At 45.0% G+C, this 11,168-nt stretch carries 11 protein-coding genes; 2 read left to right on the forward strand and 9 right to left on the reverse strand.

The features are described 5' to 3' along the window. A partial coding sequence (locus NG796_RS23070; protein ID WP_261209513.1) for a helix-turn-helix domain-containing protein occupies positions 1 to 248 on the reverse strand: 248 nt, incomplete at its 3' end. 83 nt (positions 249 to 331) lie between these two features. Between NG796_RS23070 and NG796_RS23075 the strand changes: the two genes are divergently transcribed. Beyond that, on the forward strand, positions 332 to 1,231 hold the full coding sequence (locus NG796_RS23075) for a transposase (RefSeq protein WP_261209514.1): 900 nt from the start codon (positions 332 to 334) through the stop codon (positions 1,229 to 1,231). Positions 1,232 to 1,308: 77 nt separating this feature from the next. Here NG796_RS23075 and NG796_RS23080 read toward each other — a convergent pair whose 3' ends face one another. Then, positions 1,309 to 1,578, reverse strand: a complete 270-nt coding sequence (locus NG796_RS23080; protein ID WP_261209515.1) for a hypothetical protein — start codon at positions 1,576 to 1,578, stop codon at positions 1,309 to 1,311. Positions 1,579 to 2,554: 976 nt separating this feature from the next. Here NG796_RS23080 and NG796_RS23085 point away from each other — a divergent pair. Beyond that, complete coding sequence (locus NG796_RS23085; RefSeq protein ID WP_261209516.1) at positions 2,555 to 2,827, forward strand: hypothetical protein; 273 nt, start codon at positions 2,555 to 2,557, stop codon at positions 2,825 to 2,827. Between the two features lie 369 nt (positions 2,828 to 3,196). Here NG796_RS23085 and NG796_RS23090 read toward each other — a convergent pair whose 3' ends face one another. From NG796_RS23090 to NG796_RS23120, 7 genes are all read right to left on the reverse strand, one after another. Beyond that, on the reverse strand, positions 3,197 to 3,592 hold the full coding sequence (locus NG796_RS23090; RefSeq protein WP_261209517.1) for a hypothetical protein: 396 nt from the start codon (positions 3,590 to 3,592) through the stop codon (positions 3,197 to 3,199). An 847-nt stretch (positions 3,593 to 4,439) separates the two neighbouring features. Beyond that, positions 4,440 to 5,486 carry a DUF1611 domain-containing protein gene (locus NG796_RS23095; RefSeq protein ID WP_261209518.1) on the reverse strand — a complete coding sequence of 349 codons (1,047 nt, stop codon included), beginning with the start codon at positions 5,484 to 5,486 and terminating at the stop codon, positions 4,440 to 4,442. Then, positions 5,470 to 6,573, reverse strand: a complete 1,104-nt coding sequence (locus NG796_RS23100; RefSeq protein ID WP_261209520.1) for a dipeptide epimerase — start codon at positions 6,571 to 6,573, stop codon at positions 5,470 to 5,472. The genes NG796_RS23095 and NG796_RS23100 overlap by 17 nt, the downstream gene beginning before the upstream one ends. Positions 6,574 to 6,925: 352 nt before the next feature. After that, positions 6,926 to 7,117 (reverse strand): chlorophyll a/b-binding protein, encoded by a 192-nt coding sequence (locus NG796_RS23105; RefSeq protein ID WP_261209521.1) that lies wholly within the window; start codon positions 7,115 to 7,117, stop codon positions 6,926 to 6,928. Between the two features lie 5 nt (positions 7,118 to 7,122). Further along, positions 7,123 to 8,229 carry a succinate dehydrogenase/fumarate reductase iron-sulfur subunit gene (locus tag NG796_RS23110; RefSeq protein ID WP_261209523.1) on the reverse strand — a complete coding sequence of 369 codons (1,107 nt, stop codon included), beginning with the start codon at positions 8,227 to 8,229 and terminating at the stop codon, positions 7,123 to 7,125. Positions 8,230 to 8,474: 245 nt separating this feature from the next. Then, entirely contained in the window at positions 8,475 to 9,815 is a 1,341-nt protein-coding gene (locus tag NG796_RS23115; protein WP_261209525.1) for a response regulator, read from the reverse strand. A gap of 212 nt (positions 9,816 to 10,027) precedes the next feature. Beyond that, the gene (locus NG796_RS23120) at positions 10,028 to 11,152 is read right to left on the reverse strand and encodes a PleD family two-component system response regulator (protein ID WP_317619345.1); all 1,125 of its coding nucleotides are present in this window, start codon (positions 11,150 to 11,152) and stop codon (positions 10,028 to 10,030) included. Positions 11,153 to 11,168: the final 16 nt, after the last annotated feature.

An 11,168-nucleotide genomic window follows, 5' to 3' on the forward strand; every position in this document is an offset into this window, starting at 1 on the left:
TTAACGACTTCGGATGCCAATTCTTGGTGAGTCCATTCATTGATTGGCCGCTGACTTTGTGAGGGATGTTCACAGGCCACTGCCACAATTTGGACAATATCATCTACCGTAAATCTGGCGGGCTTACCGGAACGAGGTTGATCACTTAAAATATCTACAATCAGTTGAATTAATTTTTGATCGCTAGTTGCGGAGGTTTCGGCGGACGCTAGAGTAGCTGAGGCATCAGCCCATCGTGCCCGCCACATCCGCACTTGATTCCCGTTAATTAGACATCTCCAAAAATTACAAGACCTGCTATAATAAGAGTGACTTGTATTTTTGTCCTGCCATGAGCGTCATTCTAAAATATATTGAAGAACACCCCGATTTAACCCCGAGACTTATAGGAATAACTTATAAGCAGTTCCAAGATTTGTGGAGGGAAGCGGACATTGTACACCTCCAAAAAAAAGCGGAGGCCGAGCGGTTAAAAACCACCAAGAATGTCAAAAGGGCAGGCCGGAAAATCACGTTACCGATTCAAGAACAAATTCTTCTAACTTTGTTGTATCTTTACCAATATCCTTCCTTTTTGTATGTGGGGGCTCAATTTGGAGTTTGTGAATCTACAGCTAACACCATTTTTCGGTATTGGTTACCAATTTTAACTGAGTTATTACCCCCCAGTATTTTAGAAAAAGTCAAAAAAAAAGTGGGAGACGAAGAAGTAGTTAAAGAAATACTCACTCTTCATGAGTTAACAGTAGATAGCACTGAACAGCCCATAGAACGGCCAACTGACAACGAAGAGCAAAAAGAGTATTTTTCAGGAAAAAAGAAAAATCATACTCTTAAAAACCAGTTAATTGTCCTCCCCAAAGGTGAAGATATTGTGGATATAAAAATCGGAGAAAAAGGACCCGTTAGTGATATCAAAATATTTAAGGAGCAGCAAAAAAAGTTTGACCCTAATCAAAAGTTTAAAGGGGACAAAGCTTATGTGGGAGGAGTCCAAATCTCTACTCCTCATAAAAAGCCTAAAAATCAAGAACTAAGTCTTGAACAAAAAGAAGAAAATAAAGTCTTGGGAGCTAACCGAATCTTTGTAGAACATTTAATTAGAAGACTAAAAAACTTTCGGATTGCTGCCGAAAGATTTAGGCTTATACGCTCAAATTACGAGTCGATAATTTCCACCGTGTGTGTGTGGTTTGGTAAGATGACGAATAGGAGCCTTAATTTTACCTAATTAAAACTTAGAAGTTCTCAACTGCATATACCGACTAATAAGCGAGAAGGATTTGGTAATTTTCAGCTCAAATCTCCTTAAAACCCTATATTCTCGTCAAAATTAAATGCAGATGAAAAGTAACCCCTAATCCTAGAATCATTGCCAGCTAATATTTTAGGATTTTTGGAGACGTCTATTTCCAACCGATTGGAGATTTCGGTATTATTGATTCCATCAGCAGCCAACAAGACTAACTTGGCTCTTTCTACTAACCGATGGGGATTAGTTGCCTTGCGCGATATTTGTTCTAATAACTGATGCTGCCTGTCCGATACTGTACAGACTTTAGCTTTTGGAGTAGGCATGATTGATTACGTCGAGATAGAAGCGTGAGGCGAGGGCCCTGATAGGGGTCCCTCTGCCTCTTCGTCTCATTATAGCTGATTATCTTCTTTTGCACATCTGCACTAGAGTGACAGAAGAGGGCTATTCATTCCTCTGACTTCCCCCTTCTTAAGGAGGACGGGAGGGGGATCTAAGAGGGACGGCTGCACCCTTGCACCCTTGCACCCTTGCACCCTTGCACCCTTGCACCCTTGCACCCTTGCACCCAATCCCCCTCAGCAGCGATCGCGGGTTTGGGTGGGATTGTGATCGCGTGGGTACGTTCAGGTACGGGTGAGTGGCCCCTGAGCCTGGACCCCATTAACTTGAGGAGAAAGACAAGGCGATGCCTTGTTATAAAACAGTATTGAATGTTCCAGTCGATCATTCGGATTTCCCTGACTCCGGTTATCGGTTGGGAGGCAGCCGTACTGATCATTCCGCCCAATATTTCACTCCAGAGTAACATCTATTCACTAGGAGAACGGGTGAATCGTTGATCTATCTCAAGAGTGAGATATTTTATCTATCTCATGTAGCATTCCCAATTTTCTCTTTTAAAATGCGTGATTAGCTTACGGGAGAACTAAGCCAATTAAATGTAACCTTAGAAAGATGAAAAGTATCTCCCTATTAGATAGGATTAGAGCATAAGTTACTCCAATCTGGTTCACGAATTTAGAGGTATCCCATGTAAATCATCTAACTCTTGATGATACCTAGTAAAAAAGTGGTGAATTACCACCCTTTCCCCGGAAAATTTTCCGATTTTTATCTGCCCGTGTTAGCGGTGTAATATTCCAAGCAGCACTGATAATTCATTGAGCAGGGATAAAGAATCGATAAAGAAACGAGGGATTGCATCACGTTAGTTCCAGATTTTTTCCAAAATTGGTGGAAACTTCCACTGTTTTTTCCATTAATAAGAAAGTTCAAGCAAGAAAACAAAGAGGTTTTATGAGCGAGTACAAGAGTATTGACAAAAGACGGACTGCTAATCCAGGCGATCGCATTGCCGATGAAGAGCAAACCATTGAAGAAAAAGCTAAACAACTGGCGGTAGATTCTCCCGATATTACCGGAGACCATATTCAGGTTCCTACCTATTTTATCGTGGAAGATGAAGAGGGGAATCAGGAAGCCCTTCATCATGTCAAAGATGCAGAAGAAATTTCTGATGTCATTCGACAAGCACGAACCGATGATGATGGGAATCGGAAGTGGTGGTAAACTGATTGGATTCTAAAACTAGGATATTTTCAGCATTCCTGCTGAACACCAGACGTACCTGAATGGTACCTCTGGTGAGGTATCTCTTCTAACAGAGGAGATGAATAATCTTTAAAGTCCAAATCAGCGCTTTGCTCCCTTACTTCCATCCACAAAATATCGTATTCTCCCTTCGTCTCAAGAGGGGAGAGTTAGGAAGGAGGTTCGGGAAAACTCCTTCCTTCCAACCCTATTTCTTGGGGAGGTAACCCGATCGCGATGTAGGAGGAGCAGTCTCTATACTGCTCCTCCTCTCAACGGAGAGGGATAACTCCTACATCATGGAGATTCCTTCTCAAGAATCAGAAAATTGTGCCTCGGGAACTCTTTTTAAGTCATCACTTCTTCATTGCTACAGTAATCCGGACATTCTGTCGCTTCTGTACGAAGAACTTTATCCGGTTGGACGGCACATTTTAGATAAGGATTATTTTTAAAATATTTACAATTAGTACAGGGTAATTGGCTCACGGGTGGTAAGTTAGAGAGGCGACTCCGGACTGACTTCCAAAAATTAAAATGCATAACAAATAGCACAACCCAGACGACTGCGGCAAAGGAAAGCGGCACTAATAACAAGTCGCCGGTAGAAAAGCTTTGCTGGGGTCTCATGGGAGACTGATAGGCTGGAATTTCTATTTGTTCTGAAGCCTTGAGCTCCTGCGACCCTACGCGAGAGAGGGTGACGCGAGTTGGGGTGTCCTGATAGTTTGAAATCTGATTCATCTTTTTTAACTCTGTATGTTTAGGAGGGTTTAGGCAAATATATCTGTCTTGAAACCTTTAAGAAAATTTTTTCTAAAAGCCAGCGGATCTCTAGCTAGGGACTCTCCGGATGGGTTCGGGAAGAGTCTAGCCAATTTCACAGAAATGAGGGACAAGAGTGGGATTCACTCTCACCCCTAAATTCTTCCCCTGAGTCCCCTTGCTCTCCATCTTGTAGGGCTTTAGTTTCCCTAAACTTCACCTTTTTGTCACCAATTCTTTCTCTCAGGTAATCCTTCCAGAAAACTGGGATGCTGATTGGGCGTAAGGGGATTTAGGAGAATCCTTGATGGACTTCATCCCAAGGATAACGCGATCAAGACTTATAAAAAAGAAAGCGCGTTCACTGGGTTAATCAAAATATAACTCAGGAACAAATCCGCTGATCTCTTTCTCTGGTTGGGTTTATCTCTTCCTCTCAATATACCCCTAGACTGAAGTTGAGTTTTTAGCCGATCGCCGGAATTTTTATGCGATTAAATTGAGGAGATAATTTACCCGATAGATTCCTCGAACTCCCCTTAATCTGAGTGTCTTTTAAGGTAAAGCTAATGAGCAATTTAATACCTGGACTGGGATAACATTCCGATAAATTTCTCTAGGGGTTTGTAGGGGATACCGGGAAAGTTGAGCCGATCGCCCCAGGAGTAATGTTGTGGGGACTTGACCTGGGTACAGGGGGTCAACTGCCTCACCGAACTTGTATTCTCGTAGTTTATCCCGAGGGTCAACCGCCAGAATCCCTCTGAGGATAGATTTAAAACCCCTCTTCCCAGAGGTAGTAGGGGAGGGATATTTTTCCCGGGAATTAGGGGGCTAAAATGGCATTGAGCAATTTCTCGGGTCCGAACCGCACCGGATCCGTGCAAGGGAGTCCGGTTTCGGCTTCAATTTGCTGAATCGTCTTGCGGGAAGCTGCCTCATCCAAATCCCGAGAATTGAGGGCGACTGCTACCACCCGGGAGGGAGTCAAAGCCCCCGCCGCACTCGCCACTTGTTCATACAAGGCGATCGCCTCCGGCAATCCGGGAATCGGCACATGGGGATGATTTTTAATGTGAGTTTGTCCCGCCCGATGCACTAAAACTAAGTGAGTTGGCTGACTGCCCCGCAACAGGGGTAAAGTCGCCGTAGAACCGGGATGAAACAAAGACCCCTGTCCCTCGACTAAAATCAAGTCACAATCTGTTGCACATTGCATCACCGCTTGTTCCACCGCCCCAGCGGCAAAGTCTACACGCACCGCATCCAGGGCGACCCCGGTACCGGCAATCATCAACCCCGCTTGACCCGTTGCCACAAATTGCGACTGCAACCCCCGCTGTTGGGCGAGGCGATGAATTTCCAAACAAGTAGACATTTTCCCGATCGCCATATCGGTTCCCACGGTCAATACTCGGGGACAAGTCAGTTGTCGCGCCTGAGCACTACCGATTTTGAGTCCTGTGGGTTCTTGTCGGACATCCCAAATCCACTGTCCTTCCCGCAACGGAAATGGCAGTTCTGGATGATGATTTAACGGGGTATGCAACCCATTCACAATGGATAATCCCGCCGAAACAGCAAGACGGAGTTCCTCAACCCACTCCGCAGGAACCGCACCTCCAGGGGGTGCAATTCCGATCGCCAGGACATCCGGATTCATGGCGAGGGCAGCATCCACCGAGGCAACAATGGGCACATCCCGGGCAATTCCCGTAAGTTCTTGTAGCGACTGTCCCGCAGATTCGCGATCGATGACGGCAACCATATTGCCTTCGCTGTATCTCAACAAGGTTAACCCGGTTTTGCCAATCGAGCCTAGAATGCCTTGATGTTGCAGAATGGCGACGCGATGATTAGCTGTGATACGCACGGCGTTGTACTCCTAAACCCGGTAGATTATTCGGCAGCAACCGTCCTTCTTGGACGATCGCCCCCGTAAACGGATCGTCAATTAAATTCAGATGACTATCTAAATCCAGATAATCCGCTAAAGGTGAGAGGTGAGACAGGGCAGTATTTGCCACCACACTATCGGAATAACACCCAAACATCACCTGCAATCCGCAGGCATTGGCGGTGTGAATCATCCGCATGGCTTCTGTTAATCCCCCACATTTCATTAGTTTAATATTAATTCCATGAACGCGATCGGCTAAGGGGATAATATCAGCCCGGGTAAAGCAGCTTTCATCCACAAAAATCGGTAACGGAGATTCCCGATAGAGATGCTGTAATTCCTCTTGTGCTGCCACTGGGAGGGGTTGTTCTAAATAATTAACCCCGCGATCGCTCAACCAGTGACTCATAGTGATTGCGTCTTCTAGGGTCCATCCGCCATTGGCATCAACGCTAAACCCTGAACCGGGTGGGGCTTCCTCTTGGACCACCAAGAACATAGCGCGATCGGCAGCAATTCCAGCAGGATTGCCCAATTTCACCTTAATCGCACAACCTTGGGTGGAGGGGATTGCCTCAGTTTCCAGACTGTCTGAGTCTAAATTAAACCAATGTCGGACCCGGGTTCGGGCCGCCTCTGGACTACTAATGCCAATGGTGAGGGAAGTAGGGACAATTCGATTGCGATCGAGTCCCCACAATTGCCATAAAGGGAGTCCGACTTTTTTCCCTAACCAATCCTGTAACGCCGTATCTAAAGCGGCTTGGGCAGCAGAGGGAAAGTTACCCTCGGTTGTGAGAGTCTTCAAAAACCCTTCTATTTCCTGGCGATCGAGGGGACTAAACCTTTCCAATTGTGGGGCAATAGTCTGTAATGCGGCCACAATTTCCGGCGTGGTTTGAGGCGTTCCCCCAGCAGAAAACGGCGATGCTTCCCCCCATCCCGTTATCCCTTCAGCTTCTACTTTAACTAAAACATTCGTACTTTGAGCGGTCGTTCCGCGACTAATTGTTAGGGCAAATCGTTTATGAACTGTAAAAGTTTCAATCTGAATTTTCATAAGTGTTTAGTCACAATTTCATATAAAATCTGGTCCTGATAATTCTATAAAAACCCGCAGCGTCAAGGGTGGGGCTATACGGACCGAGCCTCTCCGGCGCGGGCTAATAGATAAACACTACTTTTGATAACGCGATTGAGTATCAGTTGGTCTCAATTGTTCGTAGTCATGACTTCAGTCGTTTTCAATTGTTCGCAGTAACACCCAATCGGGTTATCAGAAGTCAGTTTTCTCTTCAGCCTGCGCAGGCAGGCTTTGTCCCTGATTCCGTATAACATCTCCTAGCCTGCGACTGACTGGGGATAACGACTAAAGTCGTGACTACAAACTTTCTAATTGATTGCGGCTGAAATTACCGCAATCCTAACCAGGTAAACAGGTCTTGATGGGTGACGGCTTCGAGTAAGAGCAAGGCGAGAAAAGCAATCATAGCAACTCGTCCATTCATGCGTTCTGCATATTCGGTCCATCCAAAAGCCGGTTCAGGTTCGGCGGGTAAATCTTGAACGGGGGGTTGAGTTGGGGTTATTTTTGGCTGAGTCATCGGGGTTATTTTTTAGGAGCTTTCGAGGATTTAGATTCGAGTTCTTGAACAGATTCAATCAGCGATCGCACTTCTTTTGTGCCTTCGGAGGGTTCAAAGGTTACAGGCATTTTACCCCGTTTGATGGACTGAAATCCCACCGGAGCAAGGCTTAATAATCCTTTGATATCCCGGAAGAAATTACCAACGACCATCACAGCAAATTTCCGTTCATCGACCCATCCGCCTTTTTTGACTAAATCAATTAAGACTTTGCGATGACGAATGGAACGACTAGCTTGATCATCGTTGCGTTCGAGAATTTCATCCTTAATTTTACCAATTTTATCCAGGGGTTCGACGCCCATTGGACAAACGGAATTACAGTAAAAGCAGCGGGTGCAACTCCAGACTCCGGAGTTAGCTTGGTTATAGTTTTGTAAGCGGGATTCGGTTTGGTCGTCGCGATCGTCTTCCACCATGCGATAAGCTTTGGCGAGGGCATGGGGACCGACAAAGTTGGGGTTGACTTCTACGGCATTACATTCAGAATAACAGGCACCGCAGAGGATACAATTGCCGCTTTCCTCTAGGCGCGATCGCTCCTCGGGAGTTTGCAGAAATTCTCGTTCTGGGATTTTTCGGGCACTATTACTCACATAAGGATCAACGGCTTCGAGATTGTTCCAAAACCGCTGCATATCTACCACCAAATCTTTGACAACGGGCATATTTCCCATTGGCGCAATGGTAATTTCTGGAATGGCTCCCGGTGCAGTCGCCCTGGGAGGTGCGCCCGGTAAGGCATTCAGTGCCGAGTTTTCGGTTTTTTGGCGATCTTGGGAGGCGGACTCGGTTTCGATACTCTGTTCCGCAATTTGGTTCAATCGCGCCACTTCAGCACCGATATTCTCTTTGCAGGCGAGGGCGGAACGGCCATTAATCCGCATTGAGCAACTGCCGCAAATGGTATTACGGCAATTTTTACGAAAGGCGAGGGTTCCGTCTTGCTCCCATTTAATTCGATTCAGACAATCGAGGATGGTATTCCCCGGTTCTACATCAAGTTGATAGGTCTGGATCCGAGGGCCAGTATTTTGGCTTTGTCGAACGATTTTAAATAAAACTTGCATGATGGCTACCCAATCCCGTCAGGGAACTGCTTCGATTATATATTGTACGCTGATTTGTGGGGATCAGGAGCAGGGATTTTCTCTCCCGGTTCGGATGCGGGGTTCAAGGGTTTGTGGGGGTGGGAATTCGGGGGACCCGATGGAGGATTCAGAATCTTTAGAGTATGGGTTTTTCATCACCCCAGGGACCCGACTGCACCCGGTTTCCGACAAAAGGAGGACTATGTTTCGCGGGTGTATGGGTTCTATTTGGGTGGATCTGGGCGACATTGAATGGGCAGTTGAAGGGTAAACGTTGTTCCAGTTCCGGGCAAACTTTCACAATCGAGGGTTCCCCCATGTCCTTCTACGACAATTTGGTAAGAAATGGATAATCCTAATCCGGTGCCATATCCGACCTGTTTTGTGGTAAAAAATGGGTCAAAGACTTGCTGTTGTAATTCCGGTGTCATTCCAGGACCATTATCGGCAATGGAGATAGTAACAGTGTTTTCCGTAGACTGTGCAGTGTTAATCCAGATGGTGCGGGAAGGAAGTTCGGGACCGATCGCTTCTGGGTTATGGTTATTCGGGAGGGAGTGGGGATGGCGATCGCCCGACTCTAAAGCATCGATCGCATTGGTGAGTAGATTCATAAAAACTTGATTCAGTTGCGCGGCATAGCACCGGACGAGGGGGAGTTGAGTATAGTTTTTAATGACCGTAATTCCGGGGCGATCGCCACTCTGTTCTAGGCGATGCCCTAACATCATTAATGTACTCTCCAATCCTTCATGAAGGTCTACGGATTTCAGTTCTGCTTCATCCAGTCTGGAAAAATTGCGCAGAGATTCCACAATTGTGCGGATCCGTTCGGCTCCCCCTTGCATGGACATGACCAATTTGGGGAAATCTTCTACGAGAAAATCCAGCTCAATTTCTTCTTCCAATTCTTGGATTTCGTCGGGAATTGAGCCTAATACCTGCCGATACTCCTGAATTAACCCTAATAATTGTTTCACATAAGTTTTGACATAAACTAAATTACCGGAAATGAAATTAACGGGATTATTGATTTCATGGCAAAGTCCCGCGACTAATTGACCGAGACTGACCATTTTTTCATTTTGAATCAGGTGACTTTGAACCTGTTTTAGGTCGGTTAAGGTCTGTTCTAATACTCGATTTTTGTCCACCAGTTCGATTTGGAGCGATCGCAATTTTAATTGATGCTCCACGCGGACTAAAACTTCGGCCTCTTGAAACGGTTTAGTAATATAATCATTTCCTCCCACTTCAAACGCTTTGATTTTATCAAAAACATCATCAAGGGCACTAATAAAAATAATGGGAATTTCCTGGGTTTTAGGGTTAGCCTTCAGCTTGGAACAGACCTCATAACCATTCATTCCTGGCATATTAATATCCAGCAAAATTAGGTGAGGTAAACTTAGCTCTACAGCATTGAGTGCTAGTTCAGGGGTAAGGGCTTTACGAACCCGATACCCTTGACGGGTGAGAATAATGGACAAAAGTCGCAGATTAGCTGGGGTATCGTCAACCAGGAGAATATCTGAAGGTTCGAGGCGAGTGTTATTTTGATTCATCAGATGCTAAAGGCTCAGTCAATTAATAAAATTTCAAAAACTTGATGCGCTTCAGTTTATCAAACTTTAAAGAGTTTGTCTAGGAAATTATCCTCAATTCTTTCCCCTGACCTGAACGAGAAGATGACCGAATTTCTGGCTCAAGTTATAGGGGGCAAACTTGTCAAAATAACTAGCAATTGGGATATTTATTTAAGCTGTAAATTAACAATCTAGTCTGGCATTTTTTTAGAAAACCCATATTGATAATTTTCACATTGAAAGGCTTCCCCTTCCGGTTGATGGAGGTAGGTACAATAGCAATTTCTACCAGCTTGTTTGGCTTGATAAAGGGCTTTGTCTGCGCTTAAAATGAGGGCATCAATGGACTCTTGTCCCGTGGGAATCAGGGTACAAATTCCGAGGCTAATGGTCACGATATCGCAGACATCAGATGCACAATGCTTGATATCTAGCTGCTGGATTTGCCGCTGAATTTTGCGGGCGACGGACAAGGCCCCCGTAGAATTCGTATGGGGGAGGATAGCGGCAAATTCTTCGCCGCCATAGCGGGCGACTAAATCTGCCGGACGTTTGACAGCCTGACAAATGGCTTGGGCGACCTGTTTTAAACACTCATCTCCAGCGGGATGACCATAAGTATCGTTATAGGCTTTAAAATAGTCAATATCGCATAAAATTAAGGATAAAGGATTATGTTGACGCCCTAAACGGACCCATTCTTGTTGGAGATGTTCATCAAATTTGCGCCGGTTTGAAACTTGGGTCAACCCATCAATACAAGCGAGTTGCTGTAATTTTTCATTGGCTTTTTGTAAATCGCTTTCTGCTCTTTTGCGGTGGTCAATCTCTTGCACAAGGAGGATATTTTTTTCTTCTAAAATTCGATTTTTCTCTTGTAGTTCCGCTTGGAGTCGTTTAATTTTAAGTTGATTTTCAATGCGGGCAAGGACTTCTTCTAGCTGAAATGGTTTGGTGATATAATCAATTCCACCTACTTGGAAAGCTTTGACTTTATCCAAGACATCATCTAAAACACTGATAAAAATAATGGGAATATTTTGAGTTTTTTCGGATTGTTTTAAGGCGGTACAGACTTCATAACCATTCATATAGGGCATATTAATATCCATGAGAATTAAATCGGGGATTAAGGCATGAGCAGCGGTAATTGCCATTTCTCCATTTAAGGCTTTACGAAGATGATAGCCATGCTTCGTCAAAATTGAGGATAAGACCCGCAAATTATCCGGGGTATCATCCACGAGCAAAATGTTTCCTTTACCGGGGGTATCCAATCCTTCAATCATAATCTGTACATCCTTTTTATGATTCAAACTCCCCAGAAATGAG

This window comes from Laspinema sp. D2d, assembly GCF_025370755.1.
In the GTDB taxonomy this organism is placed as follows: domain Bacteria; phylum Cyanobacteriota; class Cyanobacteriia; order Cyanobacteriales; family Laspinemataceae; genus Laspinema.

Coding starts and splice junctions, on each gene's coding strand:
- NG796_RS23075 (WP_261209514.1), top strand. CDS start 332: ATGAGCGTCATTCTAAAATATATTGAAGAACACCCCGATTTAACCCCG.
- NG796_RS23090 (WP_261209517.1), bottom strand. CDS start 3,592: ATGAATCAGATTTCAAACTATCAGGACACCCCAACTCGCGTCACCCTC.
- NG796_RS23110 (WP_261209523.1), bottom strand. CDS start 8,229: ATGCAAGTTTTATTTAAAATCGTTCGACAAAGCCAAAATACTGGCCCT.
- NG796_RS23105 (WP_261209521.1), bottom strand. CDS start 7,117: ATGACTCAGCCAAAAATAACCCCAACTCAACCCCCCGTTCAAGATTTA.
- NG796_RS23085 (WP_261209516.1), top strand. CDS start 2,555: ATGAGCGAGTACAAGAGTATTGACAAAAGACGGACTGCTAATCCAGGC.
- NG796_RS23115 (WP_261209525.1), bottom strand. CDS start 9,815: ATGAATCAAAATAACACTCGCCTCGAACCTTCAGATATTCTCCTGGTT.
- NG796_RS23100 (WP_261209520.1), bottom strand. CDS start 6,573: ATGAAAATTCAGATTGAAACTTTTACAGTTCATAAACGATTTGCCCTA.
- NG796_RS23080 (WP_261209515.1), bottom strand. CDS start 1,578: ATGCCTACTCCAAAAGCTAAAGTCTGTACAGTATCGGACAGGCAGCAT.